This window comes from Pontibacter vulgaris, assembly GCF_022758145.1.
GTDB classification, from domain to species: Bacteria; Bacteroidota; Bacteroidia; order Cytophagales; family Hymenobacteraceae; genus Pontibacter; species Pontibacter vulgaris.
Map to the genome: position 1 here is coordinate 1,018,553 of NZ_JAJVDH010000003.1, position 23,401 is coordinate 1,041,953.

The following is a 23,401-nucleotide window of genomic DNA, read 5'->3' on the forward strand; positions in this document are numbered from 1 at the left end:
GTTTAACTAGTGATTATCAATATTTTAATACGTAAATTATTATTCTAAAAAGTATACCTTAAGGATAGTGCAATTTTAGAAGGGGCAAGTATAAAAGTTGTTTATTGCAATTTATACTTCATGGTACTTGATAGTTTTCAGAAAACTCTGGCTAAGCTTTAAGGTGTTTTACATTAAAGCTTTAAATTGCATCTTAGCTTTTTCGATCACCCTATACTTTATACTTTGTGTCTTCTGTATTTTATACTTACCTGCAGCTGGGCTTTAATCATATATTTGATTTCAAGGCCTACGACCACATGCTGTTTTTACTTGCCCTGAGCGCTATTTACACTTTAGGCGACTGGCGAAAAGTGCTGGCATTGGTTACAAGTTTTACCATTGGGCACTCTATTACGCTGGCGCTTTCCACGTTCAACATCATCAGATTTGATACTGCCCTGATAGAGTTCCTGATACCGGTAACTATACTTATTACTTGTGTTACCAACTTTTTTAAACTGAAAGGCGCAGCCTCTAAGCAGCATGTCATCTGGTCGTTGCATAACCTGATGGCTATTGCATTCGGGCTTATACATGGCATGGGGTTTTCGAATTACCTGAAGTCGTTGCTGGGCCGCAACAGCGATACCTGGCTGCAGTTACTATCTTTTAATGTAGGAATAGAGCTGGGCCAACTGCTGATAGTAAGTATACTCCTGATCATCGGATTCCTGATCATCAACGGGCTTAATGCAAAAAAACGCGACTGGATTATGGTACTTTCGAGTGCTGCTGCCGGCATTGCCTTGATTTTGATCATGGAAACTAATATCTTTTAGCGTTCAAACACCGACACCTTACACAAACTAAACTAAATCACAATCCACTAATGAAAAACCTTCTCACCGGGTTAGCATTTTTCGGTCTGCTTGCAGGCCCGATGGTAGCCCTGGCACAGGATACCAAGTTCGGGCAACTGGGCCAGGAATTGCCAACGCCAAATACTTACCGCACAGCATCGGGTGCACCCGGCCACCAGTACTGGCAGCAACGCGCTGATTATGTTATTAAAGCAGAGCTGAACGACGACAAACAGTCTATTACAGGTTCTGAAACGATTACTTATACCAACAACTCACCGGATGTACTTACTTACCTGTGGGTGCAGCTGGACCAGAACATTTTCGAGCCGAAGTCGATGGCCAACATGACACGCACTGCCTCCCTGGACCAGCGCATGTCGTTTACAGCTGTGGAGTACCTGACGCGTGAAGAATTTGACGGTGGCTTTAAAATTAAAACAGTAAAAGACCGCAACGGCAAAGCGCTGAAGTATACCATCAACAACACTATGATGCGCATAGACCTGCCTTCGGACCTGAAACCGAAGCAGAGTTTTACCTTCAGCATCGACTGGAACCATAACATCAACAACCAGAAAACACTGGGCGGGCGCTCAGGTTACGAGTTCTTTCCGGAAGATGGCAACTACCTGTACGAGATGGCGCAGTGGTTCCCGCGTATGGCTGTGTATGATGATGTAAATGGCTGGCAGCACAAGCAGTTTTTGGGAGCAGGCGAGTTTGCTTTGCCTTTCGGCGATTATAAAGTAAGCCTTACCGTACCTGCCGACCACGTAGTTGGTGCAACCGGCGAGCTGCAGAATCCAAACCAGGTGCTTACTTCGACGCAACAGAAACGCTGGAACGAGGCTTCTAAAGCTAACAAACCTGTAGTTATAGTGTCGCAGGACGATGCCACCAAAGCAGAAAAGAACAAAGCGAAAGATAAGAAAACCTGGGTATTTGCTGCGAAAAACGTGCGCGACTTTGCCTGGGCCAGCTCTCGTAAGTTTATCTGGGATGCCATGAATGTGAAGGTGGGTGGCAAAAACGTAATGGCCATGTCGTATTACCCGAAAGAGGCAAACCCGCTGTGGGGCAAGTACTCTACCGAGGCAGTAGGCCATACGTTACGTGTATACTCTAAGCATACTATAGATTACCCTTACCCGATCGCAATTTCGGTACATGGCCCGGTAGGTGGCATGGAGTACCCGATGATTTCCTTTAATGGTTACCGCCCCGAAACTGATGGTACCTACTCAGACCGTACCAAATATGGCTTGATATCTGTAATTATACACGAAGTAGGCCATAACTTCTTCCCGATGATCATTAACTCAGATGAGCGCCAGTGGACGTGGATGGACGAAGGCCTGAACACGTTTATGCAATATCTTGCCGAGCAGGAATGGGAGCGTGATTATCCGTCTGGCCGCGGTGAGCCTAGCAAAATTGTAAGCTACATGAAGGGCGCTAAAAATACACAGGTGCCAATCATGACAAACTCCGAATCTGTACTTCAGTTTGGCAACAATGCGTATGGCAAGCCTGCCACTGCCCTTAACATCCTGCGCGAAACTGTAATGGGCCGCGAGTTATTTGACTATGCCTTTAAAGAGTATGCAAACCGTTGGGCTTTTAAACACCCGATGCCTGCTGATTTCTTCCGTACCATGGAAGATGCATCCGGCGTAGACCTTGACTGGTTCTGGAGAGGCTGGTTCTATACTACCGACCACACTGATATTTCAATGGATGATGTGAAATGGTATACAGTGGATTCGAGCAACCCGGACATCGAAAATGCCAAACGCCGCGAAGCCCTGAACAAAGAGCCTAAAACATTATCGAAGCAGCGCAACCTGCAAAGTATAACTAAAACGCTGGTAGAGCAGAAACCCGAGTTGAAGGACTTCTACAACAACTACGACCCGCTGGCTACAACTGATGCCGACAGAGCAAAGTATAAAACATACTATAACACGCTTTCAAAAGATCAGAAAAAAGCCCTTGATTCCGGCCTGAACTTCTATGAAGTTGGTTTCAGTAACCTGGGTGGCCTGGTAATGCCGATAATTGTAAGAATGGAGTTTGAAGATGGCACGGACGAGATCGTGAACATTCCGGCCGAGATCTGGCGCTATAATAACGAGCAGATAACAAAAGTATTTGTAACCGAAAAGCCTGTAGTAAGCTTCACCCTGGACCCGTTCCTGCAAACAGCTGACACCGACCTTTCGAACAACGCTTTCCCTCGCCGCCTGGCTCCATCGCGCTTCGAGCTGTTCAAACAAAACAACCGCGAACAGCAAAATCCCATGCAGCGTCAGCGCGATACCACAAGCAACAACCCTAACACAACCAACTCGGGCAACTAAGCTATAGTTGGTAAACAAAAAAGCCTTCGGACCAAAATCCGAAGGCTTTTTTTATTGTTAGCTATACTTTATAAGTATAGAATACGCTGTTATTCGGTTTCATACTTGTTAATGAACTGCCGTTTAACCCGGTCGCCTTTCCGGACAAATGGCCTGATAATAAGGCGCGTACCATTCTCGTAGGTAAAGAATTTGTATATCCAGTTACTGAGCACCACCAGTTTATTACGGAAACCAACCAGGTACATAATGTGCACAAACAGCCATGTTAGCCAGGCAAAGAATCCACCCAGGTGAATGTTTTTCGGCAGATCGGCCACGGCACGGTTACGGCCAATAATGGCCAGCGAGCCTTTATCAAAATATTCAAAAGGCTCTAACTTCTGGTTGGTAATCAGGCGCTTCAGGTTTTTAGCAAGCAGCTGACCTTGCTGGATGGCTGGCTGCGCTACCCCCGGGTGCCCTTTCGGCCACTTCTCCGTTTTCATGAAGGCAATATCGCCGATGGCAAAAATATCATCAAAGCCAAGCACCTGGTTAAAAGGATTTACAAGTATACGACCTCTCTCTACCGATTCGGCCGGCAAGCCATCAATTAATGCGCCCTGCACACCTGCGGCCCACACCAGTGTTTGTGCATTTATCTGCTCCCCTCCTTTTATAGTTGCCACATAACCATCATAGGACTCTACGAGCGTATTCAGCTTAACTATAACATCAAGGTCCTGCAGGTATTTCAAGGTTTTTGCACTCGACTCCGGCGACATAGGTGGCAGCACACGGTCCATACCTTCAATCAGGTAGATCTTCATTTTGGTAAAGTCCACACCAGGGTAATCGTTTGGCAGAATGTGTTTGCGCATTTCGGCAAGGGCGCCAGCCGTTTCTACACCGGTTGGGCCGCCACCCACAATAACAAACGTAAGCAGGCTCTGGCGTAAAACCGGATCGGCGGTCATGGTGGCTTGCTCGAAGCATTGCAACAGCTGGCTGCGCAGGTTAAGCGCATGCGGAATCTGCTTCAGCGGGAAAGCGTTTTTCTTCACCTGCTCATTGCCAAAGTAATTCGATTTTGTACCGGTTGCGATAACCAGGTAATCGTAATGGAGCTCGCCGATAATGGTAGAAACTGTTTTAGTAGCCGGGTTAACGCCCGTAACTTTTACAAGCCTGAAATGGAAGTCTTCAAACTCATCGCTGCTGAACATTTTACGAAGCGGCTCTGCAATAGAATCCGGCTCGAGGCCGGCAGTGGCAACCTGGTATAAAAGTGGCCAGAAACCATGGTAGTTCTGGCGGTCCAGCAGCACCACCTGGAAATCTTTGCATTCCAGTTTCTGAGCCAGGTTAATGCCTCCAAAACCTCCGCCAATTATAACTACTCGCGGTTTTTTTGTATCGGGTATATTAAGCGACAGCTTATCAATATCAAGCATAAGTACATCTGTTTAGAGCTTTTGCAGCCGGCAGAAAAAACGTATTTGTTTTGCCTCAGGCTACTATAGCAGTATACGCATATATTTCTCATGCCGAATAACGCAGCTGTGCTTAGTTGGTTTCTTTTATGTTGCTTATGGCTTCTCAGTGGCTGAAATGCCTGCAAGCGTATACTTATACTTATACTTATACTTTAGAAAACTTTGCCTGAAGTATAAAACATCAAAAGCCCGGCACAATCAGAGCCGGGCTTTTGATGTTGTAAAGTATAAAGTGCTGTATTTACTTCTTTTTGAAATCGCCGTTCTTTATCATGTTGATTAATGCAGGAATGGCAAACGGACTGATGGTCGGGAACATCTTGGTTTGCTCTATGCGCTGCACATTTTGTTTGTTCCATACCTTAAAGTTGGCGCCGCCATCCATGGGGGTAGTTCTGAAAAGCTCCTCCAGCAGGGCCGGGTCCAGGTTGCGGTTGGCTACAGCACGGCCCTCGTCGGGTAGTTTCACATTTAGCAAAGCCTGTTTAAAATCGCGCTCGGTTGGCCACGGAAAAACTGCCACCTCCGGTAGTTCTATCGCTTCTTCCTGCATTTGCATGATGATGGAGTACCCGTTACTCTTATAGTTTTTAGGGATGATAAGGTATTGCTTTTTGTAGCCCAGGGCGCTAAACACTACGCTATCGCCGGCAAGCACGGGCAGCGAGAAAAAACCGTACTGGTTTGTTTGTATGCCTCTTGTAGTATTAGGCACATATACACTCACGCCGCTAACGCCGTACAGGCTGTCACCGAAGGTAACAAAGCCCGATAGCTGCACCACCCGCTGATGCCCCTGCGCAAGTGCTTTTCCAGGTGTACCTGCAAGTATAAACGCCAGCAACAGAACCGGCAGCAATAACCATTTGTAATTTTTTGAGGGCAAAGTATGGCGTGGCAATAGTAGCTTCATGTAGTACAATTATACTGGTTATTATTTTATTATAGCAGCTTTTGCCTAATTTTGTTTATGTTGGTACTGCATCTATGAGGCTCAAACACTTTAGTCTTTCTTTTGGCGAACAGGTTTTTAAGGCACTGGCCGACGAATCCCGTATCCGTATACTTAACCTGATTCTGCGCAACAAAGAAATGTGCATTTCGGACCTTGAGCAGGTGCTGGATTTTACTCAGACCAAGACCTCGCGCCACCTGGCTTACCTACGTGCCGCCGGCCTGGTAGCTCCACGCAAACTCGACCAATGGGTATACTATTCGCTAAAAGACGAAGCAGCCGACCTTGTAAACCAGATATTCGGTTACCTGGAGCGCGACAACGTATTGCTAAAAGACCAGGAAGTATACCAGATATTGTTTTCTAACCGCGAACTGGCAGCTAACAGATTGCATACCCGCCGCTGGACTACACCCTGACTACAACCTCAACTGCTGCTTATTAACTTACATTAAACCAAAATATTGCACAAACATATTATTATACTTCAATCGAAATAACCCTGCACATGCAATTTTAAAACAACTGACGCTGTTTCAGGTTTAGCAATACAGCGCAAACTATCATACATGAAAACATACACACACATACTTTTTGACCTTGACCATACGCTTTGGGATTTTGAAAAAAACTCTGAAGAGACACTTTATACTTTATATGAGCAGTTTGGCCTGGCCAGCTACAATAAATTTGACTGCGATTCTTTTTACCGCAAGTATAAATTTGTAAACAACCTGCTCTGGGACCTGTACAACAAAGGCAAAATAGACCAGCAGGAGCTGCGCGAAAGTCGCTTTGTTAAAACCCTGACCGGGCTTGGCCTGGAACCCCACGAAGTGCCGGCCGGAATTTCAGAAGCCTATACCGATATCTGCCCTACCAAAACGGCCGTATTCCCGCATACTTACGACCTGCTTACTTACCTGCAACCAAAGTATGGTCTGCACATTATTACCAATGGGTTTAAGGATATTCAGTATATTAAAATGAGTGCTTCTAACCTGCATGGGTATTTCGGGGAGGTAGTTACATCGGAGTGTTGCGGCCATAAAAAACCGGACAAGCGCATTTTTGAACACGCGCTGGAGCGCATCAACGTAAACCCGGCAGAATGCCTGATGATAGGCGACAACCTGGAATGCGATGTTGAAGGAGCCCGTGCAGCCGGCATAGACCAGGTATTCTTTAACCCGGAGAAAACAAAAACAAAGCTGCGCCCTAAACCAACCTATGAAATAAACTGCCTGAGCGAGCTTTACGAAATTCTATAAACTGCTTAGGTATGGCGAAAACAAAAATCCCCCGGCAACTGAGCTGCCGGGGGATTTTTATAAGTATAAACCTGGTTGAGTTTATACTTTATACTTAGTCTTTTACGTCCCCTTTAGTTTCAAGAGCTCTCAGCTCGCCCTGCAGCAGCTTTATTTTGGCTTTATCATCAGCACCAAGCTGTTTTTCGAGGGCATTTTTTCTGGCATCCAGCTTATTTATTACGGCGTGTACTTTATTCCAGTCCTTGTCTGTCCAGGTGTTTTGTTGGGCACGTGCATTCTCCAGTAAGGTAATGTAAGCCTGGCGCAGGTTAAGAGCCGAAATCGTATTTACTTCAGCATAAGTACCCAGCAGATTTTGCTCCCACTGCTTTATACTTGTTGTATCCTGCTGCATCACACCTACGTTCGTTTTCACAGTTGTTTTAGATTTCACTGTAGCCTGGGCACTTGCCTCCGTAGTCAGGAAGGCACCAAAAGCCATCACTAACGCCGCTTTACCAATCATTTTATGCATCTTTTTCATAGCTTTCAGATTTAAGGTTTTACATTCAAACCACCGTATTTACGGCAGGCAGTGTAAAAAGATTATAATCCATGAGCTTCAGAAATATTCAATAAAGCTGATTTTAAAAGTATAAACACTTCTTAAAGCAAAGTGTAAACAAGTATAATTGCCTGAAACGGATGCAATTTAAAACCAGGGTTTGATCTGTGGCCTTGCACAGTTTTTTTGGCAAATGCCGGCTTATAGTTTGGCCTTCGGGCTTTAAAGCCAGGGGCATTAAACTTTTTAAAGAAATAGCTTTACCTTTGCAATAAGGCCACTGCTCAGGCAGTTTGCTTAACCATAAGTATATCTTAAATCTGTAACTATAAACGAATGGCAACCGGATTTTTTAAAGTACCAACCCCGATAAACGAACCTGTAAAGTCTTATGCCCCGGGCTCGCCGGAGCGCGAAGAACTGCAGCGTACTTATAAAGAACTGAAGTCGAAAGAGATTGATGTACCGATGTACATTGGCGGCGACAAAGTATTTACTGACAGCAAAAAGCCAATGCTGCAGCCACACGACCACCAGCACATCCTGGGCCATTTCAGCGAAGGCGATGCGACACACGTGGAACAAGCTATAAACGCAGCTCTTGCCGCGCGCGAAATGTGGGCGAACATGGGCTGGGAGCACCGTGCAAGCATTTTCTTGAAAGCTGCTGAGTTACTGGCTGGCCCTTGGAGAGCACGATTGAATGCTGCAACTATGCTGGGGCAATCTAAAAACGCTTTTCAGGCTGAGATCGATTCTGCGTGTGAGCTAATTGACTTCCTGCGCTTTAATGTGCAGTACATGACCGAAATTTACCAGATGCAGCCTGAATCTTCTCCAGGAATCTGGAACCGTATGGAGCACCGCCCACTGGAAGGTTTCGTGTTTGCCTTAACCCCTTTCAACTTTACAGCCATTGCCGGTAACCTGCCATCTTCTGTAGCCATGATGGGTAACGTAGTGGTTTGGAAGCCTGCCAACACACAGATCTATGCAGCCCAAATGATCATGGAGATTTTCCGTGAAGCTGGTTTACCGGATGGCGTTATTAACTTGGTGTATGTAGATGGCCCTACAGCTGGTGATGTTATTTTCAATCATTCAGATTTTGCCGGTATTCACTTTACAGGCAGCACAGGCGTATTCCAGAACATTTGGAAAACGATAGGAAACAACATCCATAAGTATAAAACTTACCCACGCATTGTAGGTGAGACTGGCGGTAAAGACTTTATACTTGCCCATAGCTCTGCACATGCCAAAGCGCTGGCTACAGGTATAGTTCGTGGTGCATTCGAGTACCAGGGCCAGAAATGTTCTGCTGCTTCGCGTGCTTATGTGCCTAGCAACCTGTGGGATGAAGTAAAAGGCTATATCCTGGAAGATGTAAAGTCATTCAAGATGGGGGCTCCGGAAGATTTCACTAATTATATCAATGCTGTTATCGACGAGAAGTCTTTTGACAAGATCGCCAAGTACATCGACAATGCGAAGAATAGCAACGAAGTAGAGATCATTGCAGGTGGCGGTTACGACAAATCGAAAGGTTATTTCATAGAGCCAACCGTATTGCTGGCGCACAACCCGCAGTATATAACCATGTGTGAGGAGATCTTCGGGCCTGTTATCACGATCTATGTGTACAACGAGAACAATTTCGAAGAAACGCTTGAGCTGGTAAACTCAACTTCGCCGTATGCGCTTACTGGTGCCATCTTTGGCCAGGACCGTTATGCCGTTGAGCTTGCTACTAAAAAATTAGATCAGGCTGCCGGTAACTTCTACATCAACGATAAGCCGACAGGAGCCGTGGTTGGTCAGCAGCCGTTTGGTGGTGCGCGTGCTTCGGGTACTAACGACAAGGCCGGCTCTATGCTGAACCTGTTGCGTTGGGTATCTGCGCGTTCTATTAAAGAAACATTTGTGCCGCCGGTAGATTACCGTTACCCTTTCTTAGGCGAGAATAAATAAGGTATAAACAGCCTTAACTATACCTGGAGCCATGTTCTGAAAAGAGCATGGCTTCATTATTTTATACTTTATCAGAACAATCCAACTTATACTTTTAAAACAGCTACACTAACCCTGCTTTAGGTACAATTTACAAGCTAATTATACTTTTGATTATTAGTATTTATACCTAATTTTGCTCCCAAATTTACGAATCGACTACAATAAATATGGAAACTACTGTAAATCAGTACTTACCGTCAGACTACCTGCCTATACTTATACAATTTGCGGCGGCTCTTGGCTTTGTAATTTTCGCACTGGTAACAACGCACCTGTTGGGCCCTAAGCGCAGCAGTGCTGTAAAAGACGCAGCCTGGGAAAGTGGTATCGAATCTGTGGGTGATGCGCGTACGCCAATCTCCTACAAATATTTCATGACCGCCATCCTTTTCGTGCTGTTTGATGTCGAGATCATCTTTTTGTATCCGTGGGCAGTTAACTTCAGAGAGTTTGGCATGGAAGGCTTTGTGCAGATGATGGTATTTATGGTACTGCTCTTAACAGGCTTCTTCTACGTGCTGAAAAAGGGTATCCTGAAGTGGGAGTAAGTATTAAACTTTTACAAGTACAGCGGTGTTTAAAAACAGCTAACGCTTATTTGTAGATATAACAATCCTTAACATGAGTGATTCAACTAACGATATTAAAATGGCAGAGGCACCAGATGGCATATCAGGTGCTGGTTTCTTTGCTACTTCTTTTGAAAAAGTAATTGGCCTGGCCCGTAAGAACTCGCTTTGGCCTTTGCCATTTGCTACTTCGTGCTGCGGTATCGAGTTTATGGCAACCATGGGCTCGCATTACGATATTTCCCGCTTCGGATCTGAGCGCCCAAGCTTTTCGCCACGCCAGGCAGACATTCTGCTGGTAATGGGAACGATTGCCAAGAAAATGGGGCCGGTAGTAAAACAAGTATACGAGCAGATGTCTGAGCCACGCTGGGTAGTAGCTGTTGGTGCCTGTGCTTCTTCCGGCGGTATTTTCGATACATACTCTGTACTGCAGGGTATAGACCGCGTTGTGCCGGTAGATGTTTATGTACCTGGTTGCCCTCCTCGCCCTGAGCAGATCCTGGATGGTCTGATGCGCGTGCAGGACCTGGCAGCAAACGAATCGCTGCGCCGCCGCAACTCACCTGAATACCAGGCCCTGTTAGCCTCTTACAATATTAAATAAGCAAATGGAGCTTACGAACGAAAACGTACTCGGCAAAATCATTAGCAAGTTTGGTGAAGATAACATCTGGGATGCACTGAATCCGGATGGCATCATGACCATTACGACCAATCGTGAATCGATTATTTCGCTGATCCAATACCTGCACGACGATGAGGAACTGCAGATCCGCTTTCTGACTACCATGTGTGGCATTCACTACCCGGAGCAGAAAGACAAGGAACTGTGTGTGATGTATCAGTTACACAGCCTGCGCCACAACTACCGCATTCGTATTAAGGTGTTTATACCTTCCGCTGACCCGGTAATGCCTACACTTACCAATTTGTATGCAGCCTCCAACTGGATGGAACGCGAGACTTACGACTTCTACGGTATTATTTTCACAGGTCATCCTAACCTGACCCGCATCCTGAACATTGAGGAAATGGAATACCACCCTATGCTGAAGCAGTATCCGCTGGAAGATCAGACAAGAGAAGATAAAATAGATACCTATTTCGGACGATAAGCCAGTTAGCTGTACTTGCTTACACTTTAGCAGGTAGCAGCCAACAACAAAGAAGATAAGAATGGCTACTGAAAATAAAAACGTTGCGCTTACAGAGCTGGAGCAATTCCGTTTAGACCACGGACTATCGCTGCAGGAAGAGCGCCCATTGACCACGCTGAACCTGGGGCCAACGCACCCGGCCACGCATGGTATTTTCCAGAACATCCTTCAGATGGACGGTGAGAAGATCATGGACGCAGTTCCGACGATAGGCTACATACACCGTGCTTTTGAAAAAATAGCAGAACGCAGACCGTTCTACCAGATCACGCCGCTGACTGACCGCATGAACTACTGTTCATCCCCTATTAATAACATGGGATATCACATGACGGTAGAGAAGCTGTTAGGTATAACTATACCGAAGCGTGCGCAGTACATCCGCGTGATTATGATGGAGCTGGCCCGTATTTCGGATCACCTGATCTGTAACTCCATACTTGGTGTGGACTCTGGTGCCTTTACTGGTTTCCTGTATGTAATGCAGGAGCGTGAGCACATCTACGATATTTACGAGGAAGTATGCGGCGCCCGTTTAACTACGAACATGGGCCGTATCGGTGGTATGGAGCGCGACCTTTCGCCTAAAGCCTTACACCTGATCGGTGAGTTCCTGAAGCGCTTCCCTAAAGTATGGGCTGAGTTCGAGAAAATGCTTACCCGTAACCGTATCTTCATCGACAGAACAACCGATGTAGGTGCTATTTCAGCGGAACGAGCCCTTAATTACGGTTTTACAGGACCTAACCTGCGTGCAGCCGGCGTTGACTACGACGTGCGCGTGATGAACCCATACTCATCGTACGAAGACTTTGAATTTGATATTCCGGTAGGTACAAAAGGCGATACTTATGACCGCTTCCTGGTTCGTAACGAGGAAGTATGGCAAAGCTTACGCATTATTGAGCAGGCTTACAAAAACCTGCCTGAAGGTTCATACCACGCGGACGCGCCGCATTATTACCTGCCTCCAAAACAGGAAGTATACCGCAACATGGAAGCCCTGATCTATCACTTTAAAATTGTGATGGGTGAGACAGATGCTCCGGTTGGCGAAGTATACCATTCAGTAGAGGGTGGTAACGGCGAACTTGGTTTCTACCTGATATCAGATGGCGGCCGCACACCTTACCGTCTGCATTTCCGTCGTCCTTGCTTTATTTACTACCAGGCTTATACTGAGATGATCAAAGGTGGCCAGCTGGCTGATGCTATCCTGACACTGAGTAGCCTGAACGTTATTGCCGGCGAACTAGACGCTTAATATTTTAGAATTAATTACCATTTAACATTGGTTGCCTGAAACAGCCAATGACAACTATAAAATGGCAGAGACTATAAACGAAGTGAAGTTTTCTGATGCAGGCATGGCCGAGATCCAGCGCTACATCAGCCATTACCCGGAAGGACGTCAGAAATCCGCTATTCTACCTATCATGCACGTGGCACAGGCAGAATTTGGCGGCTGGCTAAGCCCACAGGTGATGGATAAAATTGCCGAAATCCTGAACATTCAGCCGATCGAAGTATACGAAGTGGCTACGTTCTATACCATGTTCAACCTGAAGCCGGTTGGCAAGCATGTGCTGGAAGTATGCCGTACGGGTCCTTGCTGTCTACGTGGCGCCGATCAGATGATCGACATGCTCAAAGAGAAGCTGAACATACAGGAAGGCGAAACCACTGCCGATGGTATGTTTACCCTGAAGCCGGTAGAATGCCTTGCTTCGTGTGGAACAGGCCCGATGCTGCAGGTGCGTGAGAAGTTTTATGAAAACATAGATTCAGAAGAAAAGCTGGATCAGTTCCTGGAAACACTGCGCAACACCGAGGTAGAAACTCCTTATCATCAGAAGTAATTTTTGACTAACAAGGTAGCGTGCAAGTATAAAAGGCGCTGCTGAGCTATATATCCTGCTACAATGGGAATTAAAATATTAACCGAACATATAAACGTACCAGGCATCGAGACCCTGGAAGTATATCGTAAGCATGGCGGCTACCGCTCGGTAGAGAAAGCCCTGAAAACGATGACTCCGGACGAGGTGGTGGAAGAAGTAAAGACATCAGGCCTGCGCGGTCGTGGTGGTGCCGGCTTCCCGACTGGTATGAAGTGGAGCTTTTTGGCTAAGCCGGAAGGTGTTCCGCGTTATCTGGTTTGCAACGCCGATGAGTCTGAGCCCGGAACCTTTAAGGACCGTGTGTTCATGGAGAAAAACCCGCATGCACTGATCGAAGGTATGATCACATCGAGCTACGCGCTGGGTGCGAACACATCTTACATCTATATCCGTGGCGAGTTGATGTTTGTGCTGCGCATACTGGAGAAAGCTATTGCTGAGGCATACGCAGCCGGCTTGCTTGGTAAAAACATACTTGGCTCAGGCTACGATCTGGACCTGCATGTGGCTCCGGGTGGTGGTGCTTATATCTGCGGTGAAGAAACTGCTCTGCTGGAATCGCTGGAAGGCAAGCGTGGTAACCCGCGTAACAAGCCGCCATTCCCGGCTGTGAAAGGTTTATTTGCTTCGCCAACAGTGGTAAACAACGTGGAGTCTATTGCTTCAGTGCCTTGGATCGTGAACAACGGCGGTGCGGAGTATGCAAAGATCGGTATCGGTAGAAGTACTGGTACAAAACTGATCTCTGCCAGCGGTAACATTAACAACCCGGGTGTTTACGAGATTGAGTTAGGTGTTCCGGTTGAAGAATTCATTTACTCTGACGAATACTGTGGTGGTATCTGGAAAGGCAAGCAACTAAAGGCAGTCGTGCCAGGTGGTTCTTCTGTTCCGATTCTACCTGCTAACCTGATAACTAAAACTGCAGCCGGCGAAGATCGCCTAATGACTTACGAATCGTTATCAGACGGTGGTTTTGTGAGTGGTTCGATGCTGGGTTCAGGTGCATTTATAGTTTTTGATGAAGACCAGTGCATTGTGCGTAACACGTGGAACTATGCGCGCTTCTATCATCATGAGTCGTGCGGTCAGTGTAGCCCATGCCGTGAAGGTACAGGCTGGATGGAGAAAGTATTACACCGCATCGAGCACGGCCACGGACATCAGCAGGACATCGACCTGTTGGTAAGCGTTGCCAAACAAATTGAAGGAAATACGATTTGCCCATTAGGTGATGCGGCAGCATGGCCGGTAGCTAGTGCCATCCGTCACTTCCGTGAGGAATTTGAGTGGCACATCAAGCATCCGAAAGAAGCAACTTTACCGGGTGCTGTATACCGAGGCCAGCTGGCAACTATAGAAGCATAAGAATTAGACATAAGACACAGGACAAAAGACTAATCAAGACTCCTGTGCTCCTTCTTAATTAAAATATCCTGAAAAGGAAAGTATAGCTTAAATCGTTTGAATGTGTTCGCGAATAACGAACAACGAAAACGAACAACGATAATTAAAATGGCTAAAATAACATTCGATGGTATTGAAGTTGAGGTAGAAGACGGAACTACCATACTTCAGGCCGCCAGAAAAATTGGTGGTAAAGTAGTACCGCCTGCCATGTGTTACTATACTCCTTTAAAAGGCAGCGGCGGTAAGTGCCGTGTATGCCTTGTTAAAGTAACACAAGGTTCTGCCAAAGACCCTCGCCCTATGCCTAAACTGGTTGCTTCGTGCATTACGCCGGTACAGGATGGTATGGTGGTAGAAAATACTACAAACGAAGAAGTACTGAATGCCCGCAAAGGTATTGTAGAAATGTTGCTTATAAATCACCCGCTGGATTGCCCAATCTGCGACCAGGCCGGTGAGTGCAACCTGCAGGATCTTTCTTATGAGCATGGTGTTAGCGCTACGCGTTACGAAGAAGAGCGCCGTACTTTCAACAAAGTAGACCTTGGTCCATACATCCAGCTGCACATGACACGCTGCATTCTGTGCTACCGTTGCGTGTATACCGCAGATCAGATAACTGAAAAGCGTGTACACGGTGTACTTGGCCGTGGCGATGCTGCTGAGATCGGAACTTACATTGAGAATGTAATTGATAACGATTTCTCAGGAAACGTGATCGATGTATGCCCTGTGGGAGCTTTAACGGATAAGACCTGGCGATTTAAAAACCGTGTATGGTTTACAAAGCCGATGGATGCGCACCGCGATTGCCCAACCTGCTCTGGTAAAGTAACTTTATGGGGACGTGGAGATGAGGTACTTCGTGTAACTGCACGCAAGGATGAGTATAGCGAAGTAGAAGAATTTATCTGCAACACCTGCCGCTTCGACAAAAAAGAAATGAGCGACTGGACAATAGAAGGTCCGCGCCACATCGAAAGAGCTTCTGTAATTTCTGCCAACCACTACGAACTACCTGTAGTGAATGTGCCGATAGTACCGAACTTACCAATATCTACTAAGAAAAACCTGCCACAGGAATAACATATGGAGTCTGTAGACCTAATATATAAAGGAATTTACATTCTGGCGATCTTCGGCATTACCCTGCTGATAGCAACATATTCTACCTACTTTGAGCGTAAAATTGCTGCTTTTATTCAGGATCGTGTGGGACCAAACAGAGCAGGTCCGCTGGGCTTGCTGCAGCCTTTGGCTGATGCCGGTAAATTGTTTTTTAAAGAAGATTTTATACCTGCCAAGTCAAGCAAAGCACTATTTATTATTGGTCCTGGTATCGCTATGCTGGTTGCTACAATGTCCAGTGCTGTTATACCGTTTGGCGACAAACTGATAATTGGCGGACATGAGCTGTTCTTACAGGCTATAGAAGTAAATATCGGTGTACTTTATGTATTCGGAGTAGTTTCATTAGGCGTTTATGGCCTGATGATCGGTGGTTGGGCTTCAAACAACAAGTTCTCGTTGTTAGGCGCCATACGTGCAGCTTCTCAGAACATCAGCTATGAACTGGCCATGGGTCTTTCCCTTATAGCAGTACTTATGCTGAGCGGCTCGCTTTCATTAAGAGAAATTGCAGAGCAGCAACATGGCTTTAACTGGAACATCTGGTACCAGCCACTTGGCTTTATCATTTTCCTGGTATGTGCTTTTGCAGAAACTAACCGTACGCCATTCGACTTACCGGAATCAGAAGCAGAACTTATTGGTGGTTACCACACAGAGTATGGCTCTATGAAACTGGGTATGTACCTGTTTGCAGAATACATCAACATTTTTGTGGCATCTGCAGTTATGGCCACACTATACTTTGGTGCTTACAACTTTCCGTTCATGGAGGATCTTCGTTCCGCTATCAGCGACCCGATTTTAGCTAACAATGTGGTTACGCTGGTTGGTGTGGCTGTTATGTTTGCCAAGATCTTCTTCTTCATCTTTTTCTTCATGTGGGTTCGCTGGACACTTCCGCGCTTCCGTTATGACCAACTGATGAAACTGGGCTGGCAGATTCTAATTCCACTTGCCATCCTGAACATTATGCTGACAGGTGGCGGTATTCTGCTAAAAGAGTATTTATTTTAAACTATAGTACCGAAATTTGAATGTTGCCCGGCAGCAACCTGTTATAAAAACAAATTATACTTTAACTGCCAGCGCTGCACTCATAATCGATAAGAGATGGAACCACTATCAAATAGAAGAAAGACCGTTGCAAAAAAGGAAATGACGTTTGCTGAAAAAGCGTACTTACCTGCTATTGCACAAGGCCTTGGTATAACATTAAAGCACTTCTTCAAGAAAAAAGCTACCATCCAGTACCCGGAGCAAACGCGTGAGCGCAGCGATATCTGGAGAGGTTTGCACGTACTTAAGCGCGACGAAGAAGGACGTGAGCGCTGCACAGCCTGCGGCCTTTGTGCCGTAGCCTGCCCTGCCGAAGCAATTACCATGACAGCTGGCGAGCGCAAAGACGGTGAAGAACATTTATACCGGGAAGAAAAGTATGCTGTTACCTACGAAGTAAACATGCTGCGTTGTATTTTCTGCGGTCTGTGCGAAGAGGCTTGCCCTAAAGCGGCTATTTTCCTACAGGACGACAAGATTGCACCGGCACGCTACGAGCGCGAAGAATTTATTTATGGTAAAGACCGTCTGGTAGAGCCTGTTAAAAATACCGAATCAAAATAATCACTCCGATGACAGAGAATCTGTTTTATTTCCTTGCTTCGCTTACACTGCTTTGCGCCCTGATGGTTGTAATCTCAAAGAACCCGGTACATAGCGTGTTGTTCCTGATCATTACGTTCTTCAGCATTTCAGGCCATTATATCCTATTGAATGCGCAGTTCCTGGCAGCGGTAAACATCATCGTTTATGCCGGCGCTATCATGGTTTTGTTTCTGTTCGTGATCATGTTCCTGAACCAGAGCAAAGGCTCTATGCCAGAAATGAAGACTTCAACATTAAGTAAAATTGCCGGTACTATTGCAGGTGGTATGCTTTTCGTGGTAATGATTGCGGCTTTAAAAGATGCCAGCGTTGCAGGTTTGGATGCTGATAGCTATAACTCGCAGATAGGTATGGTAGAGAACCTGGGTTTGATTCTGTTCCGCGATTACCTGCTCCCATTTGAATTGGCTTCAGTGTTATTCCTTGTAGCCATGGTGGGTGCTGTAATGCTTGGTAAGAAAGAAACCGGCGAACAGCATTTCTAAGACTTACTTTTTAGCTATAAACAGAAAGGGCTGCAACTTATACTTGCAGCCCTTTCTGTTTATAAATGCTCTTCTGAGGTAAGAGCAAATTGAGCAAGCTTGGCTGAGAAGAATATGATATAGTTTCATAATTACAGCTTTTGTTAATGCTAATCAGGCTATACTTTTATACTTACTGTTTTCCTCAGTTATACTTGCCTATCGTTTAATATTATACTTTGGCTCGCTCCAAGCCCGCGGGGCTCGTCCTCGGGTATCGCGCTGTCAATTTAAAGGTGGGCCCTGTACCCCCACAAGGACTAGAATTAATACTGCTTCGTTAGCGGTTTTGCAACTAAAAACGATTCCCCTCCTCGGAGGGGCAGGGGTGGGTTTATACTTTACTCCACTGTAAAATCAATTTCCAGCAGCTCTGAATGGCCTTGGTCGTCATCTGTAACAACTACTATTTTATACTTACTCTTATCTGAAAAGCTTTTTACAACCAACGACTCCGCTTTTCCTTTAAATACATTACCATCAGTTTGTGTAATTAAAGCAGCATTGATAATTGCCGGAGAAGCAGGATCTGTAGCATCGGACAACGACTTTAACGGAATATACCCGACATAACTACCCAACACTTCACCATCTACAATAGCATTAGGGGCACTTTCGATAGATGAGGAGAAAAACAACTTTTGATCAAAGACATAAGCTCCTGAAAAACCCGCCTGGTACTGTTGCAGTTTTGGTAAAGTGAAAAAGTAAAAAGCAGGCGTTGGTACAGCAGCACCTTCAATTAAAAAAGAAGCAAATTCATCAATATTATACACAATAAGCACATTTAAGCCAGCTCCTAAAGCTCGGTGCATTAAGTATACTTTATAATTACTAAAGGCCATACCTTCGATATTCAGCACATCCTCCCCTACCACTTGCTTGTTTTGCTGCAAAGGATAGTATAATTCATCAAGCTTTACTTCTTTAACCTGCAAAGCATTATCTGAAACAGCTGGCAAAGGCAAAATATAAGCTTTGTTGCGTGGCTTGGCAGAACCAGAACCTAGAGCCACCAGGTAATCGTTGCCTTTATACTTCAAGGCAGCCATACTTTCCAAATCAGGTTTAACGGGTTTTGGAATGCGGCCGGAAACAAAGCTGCTTGTATCAAACATAGCCAACCGCCGAACCAATTTATACTTACTATCCAGCTGGTAAAGGAAAGGAGAATCATCTCCGTTGATGTAATAATGATCTCCAACCATCTCCAGACCAGACGCAGAAGGGATATCAGCATAGAAAACTTTCTTTACTATAGTTGCTTTCATGGTAGAACGGGAATTGGAGCTAACATCAGAAGTATGGCAGGAAGTATAAAGCAAACTGCTTAATAAAATTAAATAAAAAGTAAGTTTAGCAGGCATAAGTATAAATGCTGGTGAAAAGCCGAGCCTGTATACGGAAAGCTGATCTAAGCAGCTAATTCCTATTAAAACTACAAATTCACTGATGATATTCAGCTCTGTTATCAGCCAAATAACAAATCAAACACAAGGGATGATTTGGCATTACTCTCCATAATAAAGTAAAAGAGTGACTTATTAAGTGGAACGGCCCACTAAGATTGCACAAAAAGGCACTGAAAGTATACGTTTCTGAGTCTGCCAATAAGTTTGCTGAGCCTAATCATTTGTAGCTAAGAAGAATGGAAATATGTTATGGATTTATGAAAAATGAGGATAACTTTGCGGCACGAATTTTTGGACTATAATATTATCAGTAAATCCGTTCAGCCCACTAATGATGAACCAGATACCTGAGGTTATCAGAACCGTTCCTTTAGAATATTACTTATACTTTAGCACCGCACTGTTTGTGATCGGAGTGATTGGTGTACTTACCAGACGCAATGCTATTGTAATTTTTATGTGTGTGGAGCTTATGCTTAACTCCGTAAACCTGCTTCTTACAGCATTGTCTGCTTACCGCTCAGACCCTAATGGTCAGGTATTTGTGTTTTTTATCATGGCTGTAGCGGCCGCCGAAGTATGCGTGGGCCTTGCTATTATAGTTATGATATACCGCAACATCCGATCTACGGATGTACAGTTGCTGAACTACCTGAAGTGGTAATAGTATCTAAAGAATCCCTGAATTAGCTTAATTAAATCATACGCTACATGCCAGAAATAGTAATGCCCAACAACAACCAGGAAATGGCGCTGCTGTGTTTGCTCGTTCCGCTCCTGCCGCTGCTTGGCTTTATCCTGAATGGGTTAGGAAACCGAAAATTGGCCAAAGGGCTCGTTTCTCTTATCGGTTGTGCTACCGTACTCGCTTCATTCCTGATCTCGATTTACCTCTTTTTAGATTTCACAGCTAATGGCAGCAAGCCATACCTGGTAGATTTCTACGACTGGATCTCAGTGGGTACGCTGCAGATCGGTTTCTCTTTTATGATCGACCAGCTGACGCTGCTGATGATGCTGATGGTTACCGGTATTGGCTTCCTGATCCACGTTTACTCGGCTGGCTACATGAGCCACGACGAGAACATGGGTAAATTCTTCGCTTACCTGAACCTGTTCCTTTTCTCGATGCTACTGCTCGTGATGGGCTCTAACTATGTGATGATGTTCGTGGGTTGGGAAGGTGTAGGTCTTTGCTCTTACCTGCTCATCGGTTTCTGGAATAAGAATACTAACTATAACAATGCCGCCAAAAAAGCCTTTATTATGAACCGTATCGGTGACCTGGGCTTTTTGCTAGGTATTTTCCTGATATTCATAACTTTTGGCAGCGTAAGCTATCCGCAGGTTTTCCTGGAAGCTTCTAAAGTTACCGGCATCGATACACCTGTTATGATTGCCATTACATTGCTACTTTTTGTAGGTGCAATGGGTAAGAGTGCGCAGTTGCCGTTATTTACCTGGTTACCGGATGCGATGGCTGGCCCTACGCCGGTTTCTGCCCTGATACACGCGGCAACCATGGTTACAGCTGGTATTTACATGGTACTGCGTTCTAATGTGCTCTATGTATTGGCTCCGACAACGCTGGATGTGATTGCAGTTATTGGTCTGGTTACGGCACTTGTAGCTGCAACTATAGGCCTGGCACAAAACGATATTAAAAAGGTACTGGCTTATTCTACAGTATCTCAGCTGGGCTTTATGTTCCTGGCGCTGGGTGTGATGGCCTTTTCTTCTTCCATCTTCCACGTACTTACACACGCTTTCTTCAAAGCATTGTTGTTCCTAGGCGCTGGTAGCGTAATCCATGCCATGAGCAACGAGCAGGATATCCGTAGTATGGGTGGTCTGAGAAAATGGTTACCAATCACGTTTATTACCTTCCTAATCGGTACACTGGCTATTTCTGGTATTCCGCCGTTTGCCGGTTTCTTCTCTAAAGATGAGTTATTGGCGCACGTGTATGAACACAACAAGATTATGTGGGTTGGCGGTTTGCTGGCCTCTTTCATGACAGCTTTCTACATGTTCCGCCTTCTGTTCCTGACTTTCTTCGGCAAGTTCAGAGGTACAGAAGAACAACGCCACCACCTGCACGAATCGCCGGCTTCGATGACATTCCCGCTGATTGTGCTGGCTATACTTTCAACTATAGGTGGTTTCCTGGGCTTACCGGCTGTGTTTGGCGAGAATATGCACGTGCTGCAAAACTACCTGAATCCAATCTACGACTTTGCCAGAATAGCAAACGGCGCAGCTTTAGAGGCTCCTCACATGGACCATGCAACTGAATATATGCTGATGGGTATTTCGGTAGCAGTTGCTGTAGTTGCCATCATCATTGCTTATGTAATGTATGTGAAGAAAGATACCGTACCGGCTCCGGAAACGGCAAAGCTTTCTCCTATCCATAACCTGATCTACAACAAATATTACATCGACGAGCTTTACGATGCGATCATCGTTCGTCCGCTGATGGCTATTTCTACAGCATTCCATCGCTTTATTGATGTGATACTGGTGGATGGTATTGTGAATGGCTTCGGCAAATTTGTAATGTTAAGTGGCCGCACATTGCGTTATGCACAAAGCGGCGTTATCAGCTTCTATGTGCTGGTAATGGTATTCAGCATTGCCCTGATTCTATTTTTAAACTTCTTTATCGGATAAGGTTCTTAGAAGATGATTACAGCTCTTTTACTTTTCTGGCCTGCCTTAGCTGCCCTGGTGGTGCTTCTGCTAAAAGGACAGGGTGCCAAGAAAGTGGCTTTTGTAGCGGCACTCGTTGAGTTTGCCATTGCTTTGTTTGCTACTGCTGGTTTTACGCCTGAAGTTACAGCACCACAGTACGCGCTTGATATTCCGTGGATAGCAAGTGCAGGTATCGGTTTCAGCATTGGCATGGATGGCATCAGCCTTCTGATGGTGCTCCTGACTACTTTCCTTATTCCGTTAATCATACTTTCGGCTTTTAAACACGATTATAAGAACCCGAATGTTTTTTACGCCCTGATCCTGTTCATGCAAACCGGCCTTATCGGAGTGTTTGTATCACTGGATGCCTTCCTGTTCTACTTCTTCTGGGAAGTGGCGCTTATTCCGATCTACTTTATTGCAGCTATCTGGGGTGGCGAAAATCGCATTAAGGTTACATTCAAGTTCTTTGTATACACGATCTTTGGCTCGTTGTTTATGCTGGCTGCGTTCGTATACTTATACTTCCAGACTCCGGGCACACATACTTCAAACGTAAACGCCTTCTACCAACTGGCACTCGATAGCAGCTCGCAAGGTTGGATCTTCTGGTTCTTGTTCCTGGCTTTTGCTATTAAAATGCCGGTATTCCCATTCCATACCTGGCAGCCCGATACTTATACAGAGTCTCCTGCTCCGGCAACGATGCTTCTTTCAGGTATTATGCTGAAAATGGGTATTTATGGTGTCCTGCGCTGGTTATTACCTGTAGTGCCACTTGGTGTTAGCCAGTGGGATGAAGTGGTACTTATACTTTCCATTATCGGTATAGTTTATGCCTCTGTCATCGCTATTCGCCAGCAAGACCTGAAACGCCTGATCGCTTATTCTTCTATCGCGCACGTTGGTCTTATCTCTGCCGGTATCTTTACACTGAATGAGCAGGGCTTACAGGGTGGCGTTATCCAGATGCTGAGCCACGGTATAAACGTAGTTGGTTTGTTCTTCATCATCGACATTATTTACAGCCGCACCAAAACAAGAGAGATCAGCAGCCTGGGTGGTATTACACAAACAACACCAGCGCTTTCTATCTTCTTTATGATCCTGCTGCTGGGTTCTGTGGCACTTCCGCTTACAAACGGTTTCGTGGGTGAGTTCCTGTTGCTTTCCGGTGTGTTCCAGTTTAACAACTACTTTGGTGCCATTGCCGGCCTTACAATTATACTTGGCGCGGTGTATATGCTGCGTATGTTCCAGGGTGTAATGTTCGGAAACAAATCTACTCATACAGAAGGCTTTACAGACCTGACATTTACCGAAATGGCTGTACTTATACCTTTGGTGATCATGGTGTTCTGGATCGGATTGTTCCCAAATACTTTCCTAAGCATTTCAGAGCCTGCAGTTATCAACCTGTTAAGCATCATCAAACGATAGACAATATTAATACAGGAAATAAGACG

At 45.4% G+C, this 23,401-nt stretch carries 22 protein-coding genes; 18 read left to right on the forward strand and 4 right to left on the reverse strand.

Annotated elements, in window-relative coordinates:
• Positions 1-227: 227 nt before the first annotated feature.
• Both LWP20_RS09665 and LWP20_RS09670 read left to right on the forward strand, forming a co-directional pair.
• Positions 228-821 carry a HupE/UreJ family protein gene (locus tag LWP20_RS09665; RefSeq protein WP_242927918.1) on the forward strand — a complete coding sequence of 198 codons (594 nt, stop codon included), beginning with the start codon at positions 228-230 and terminating at the stop codon, positions 819-821.
• 50 nt (positions 822-871) lie between these two features.
• Entirely contained in the window at positions 872-3,205 is a 2,334-nt protein-coding gene (locus LWP20_RS09670; RefSeq protein WP_242927919.1) for a M1 family metallopeptidase, read from the forward strand.
• A gap of 89 nt (positions 3,206-3,294) precedes the next feature.
• Here LWP20_RS09670 and LWP20_RS09675 read toward each other — a convergent pair whose 3' ends face one another.
• Both LWP20_RS09675 and LWP20_RS09680 read right to left on the reverse strand, forming a co-directional pair.
• A complete protein-coding gene (locus LWP20_RS09675; protein ID WP_242927920.1) occupies positions 3,295-4,641 on the reverse strand; it encodes an NAD(P)/FAD-dependent oxidoreductase in 1,347 nt (448 codons plus the stop codon).
• A 283-nt stretch (positions 4,642-4,924) separates the two neighbouring features.
• Positions 4,925-5,596, reverse strand: coding sequence for a carboxypeptidase-like regulatory domain-containing protein (locus LWP20_RS09680; RefSeq protein WP_242927921.1), 672 nt, complete (start codon positions 5,594-5,596; stop codon positions 4,925-4,927).
• A gap of 74 nt (positions 5,597-5,670) precedes the next feature.
• Between LWP20_RS09680 and LWP20_RS09685 the strand changes: the two genes are divergently transcribed.
• The gene (locus LWP20_RS09685) at positions 5,671-6,057 is read left to right on the forward strand and encodes an ArsR/SmtB family transcription factor (protein WP_242927922.1); all 387 of its coding nucleotides are present in this window, start codon (positions 5,671-5,673) and stop codon (positions 6,055-6,057) included.
• Positions 6,058-6,207: 150 nt separating this feature from the next.
• On the forward strand, positions 6,208-6,909 hold the full coding sequence (locus tag LWP20_RS09690; protein ID WP_242927923.1) for a YjjG family noncanonical pyrimidine nucleotidase: 702 nt from the start codon (positions 6,208-6,210) through the stop codon (positions 6,907-6,909).
• Between the two features lie 94 nt (positions 6,910-7,003).
• On the opposite strand, the gene LWP20_RS09695 is transcribed toward LWP20_RS09690, so the two are convergent.
• Entirely contained in the window at positions 7,004-7,435 is a 432-nt protein-coding gene (locus LWP20_RS09695) for a hypothetical protein (protein WP_242927924.1), read from the reverse strand.
• A 357-nt stretch (positions 7,436-7,792) separates the two neighbouring features.
• On the opposite strand from LWP20_RS09695, the gene pruA reads away from it, so the two are divergent.
• From pruA to LWP20_RS09750, 11 genes are all read left to right on the forward strand, one after another.
• Positions 7,793-9,427 carry an L-glutamate gamma-semialdehyde dehydrogenase gene (pruA, locus tag LWP20_RS09700; protein WP_242927925.1) on the forward strand — a complete coding sequence of 545 codons (1,635 nt, stop codon included), beginning with the start codon at positions 7,793-7,795 and terminating at the stop codon, positions 9,425-9,427.
• A 209-nt stretch (positions 9,428-9,636) separates the two neighbouring features.
• Entirely contained in the window at positions 9,637-10,017 is a 381-nt protein-coding gene (locus LWP20_RS09705; protein ID WP_242927926.1) for an NADH-quinone oxidoreductase subunit A, read from the forward strand.
• 73 nt (positions 10,018-10,090) lie between these two features.
• The gene (locus LWP20_RS09710) at positions 10,091-10,645 is read left to right on the forward strand and encodes an NADH-quinone oxidoreductase subunit B (protein WP_302467598.1); all 555 of its coding nucleotides are present in this window, start codon (positions 10,091-10,093) and stop codon (positions 10,643-10,645) included.
• 4 nt (positions 10,646-10,649) lie between these two features.
• Positions 10,650-11,156, forward strand: a complete 507-nt coding sequence (locus LWP20_RS09715) for an NADH-quinone oxidoreductase subunit C (RefSeq protein WP_242927927.1) — start codon at positions 10,650-10,652, stop codon at positions 11,154-11,156.
• Between the two features lie 61 nt (positions 11,157-11,217).
• Positions 11,218-12,462: an NADH dehydrogenase (quinone) subunit D gene (gene nuoD / locus LWP20_RS09720; protein WP_242927928.1), complete on the forward strand. Its 1,245-nt coding sequence runs from the start codon at positions 11,218-11,220 to the stop codon at positions 12,460-12,462.
• Positions 12,463-12,523: 61 nt separating this feature from the next.
• Positions 12,524-13,057: an NADH-quinone oxidoreductase subunit NuoE family protein gene (locus LWP20_RS09725; protein WP_242927929.1), complete on the forward strand. Its 534-nt coding sequence runs from the start codon at positions 12,524-12,526 to the stop codon at positions 13,055-13,057.
• 63 nt (positions 13,058-13,120) lie between these two features.
• Complete coding sequence (nuoF, locus tag LWP20_RS09730; RefSeq protein WP_242927930.1) at positions 13,121-14,467, forward strand: NADH-quinone oxidoreductase subunit NuoF; 1,347 nt, start codon at positions 13,121-13,123, stop codon at positions 14,465-14,467.
• 147 nt (positions 14,468-14,614) lie between these two features.
• A complete protein-coding gene (locus LWP20_RS09735; RefSeq protein WP_242927931.1) occupies positions 14,615-15,595 on the forward strand; it encodes an NADH-quinone oxidoreductase subunit G in 981 nt (326 codons plus the stop codon).
• 3 nt (positions 15,596-15,598) lie between these two features.
• Complete coding sequence (gene nuoH, locus LWP20_RS09740) at positions 15,599-16,654, forward strand: NADH-quinone oxidoreductase subunit NuoH (RefSeq protein WP_242927932.1); 1,056 nt, start codon at positions 15,599-15,601, stop codon at positions 16,652-16,654.
• A 96-nt stretch (positions 16,655-16,750) separates the two neighbouring features.
• On the forward strand, positions 16,751-17,260 hold the full coding sequence (locus LWP20_RS09745) for a NuoI/complex I 23 kDa subunit family protein (protein ID WP_242927933.1): 510 nt from the start codon (positions 16,751-16,753) through the stop codon (positions 17,258-17,260).
• Positions 17,261-17,268: 8 nt separating this feature from the next.
• Positions 17,269-17,787, forward strand: a complete 519-nt coding sequence (locus LWP20_RS09750; protein ID WP_242927934.1) for an NADH-quinone oxidoreductase subunit J family protein — start codon at positions 17,269-17,271, stop codon at positions 17,785-17,787.
• A gap of 380 nt (positions 17,788-18,167) precedes the next feature.
• On the opposite strand, the gene LWP20_RS09755 is transcribed toward LWP20_RS09750, so the two are convergent.
• Positions 18,168-19,193 carry a DUF6929 family protein gene (locus LWP20_RS09755; protein WP_242927935.1) on the reverse strand — a complete coding sequence of 342 codons (1,026 nt, stop codon included), beginning with the start codon at positions 19,191-19,193 and terminating at the stop codon, positions 18,168-18,170.
• A 379-nt stretch (positions 19,194-19,572) separates the two neighbouring features.
• On the opposite strand from LWP20_RS09755, the gene nuoK reads away from it, so the two are divergent.
• From nuoK to LWP20_RS09770, 3 genes are read left to right on the forward strand one after another with little or no spacing between them, the layout of a single operon-like run.
• Positions 19,573-19,902, forward strand: a complete 330-nt coding sequence (gene nuoK / locus LWP20_RS09760; RefSeq protein ID WP_242928035.1) for an NADH-quinone oxidoreductase subunit NuoK — start codon at positions 19,573-19,575, stop codon at positions 19,900-19,902.
• A 47-nt stretch (positions 19,903-19,949) separates the two neighbouring features.
• Positions 19,950-21,911, forward strand: a complete 1,962-nt coding sequence (gene nuoL / locus LWP20_RS09765; RefSeq protein ID WP_242927936.1) for an NADH-quinone oxidoreductase subunit L — start codon at positions 19,950-19,952, stop codon at positions 21,909-21,911.
• Positions 21,912-21,923: 12 nt separating this feature from the next.
• Positions 21,924-23,375 carry a complex I subunit 4 family protein gene (locus tag LWP20_RS09770; RefSeq protein WP_242927937.1) on the forward strand — a complete coding sequence of 484 codons (1,452 nt, stop codon included), beginning with the start codon at positions 21,924-21,926 and terminating at the stop codon, positions 23,373-23,375.
• Positions 23,376-23,401 lie beyond the last annotated feature (26 nt).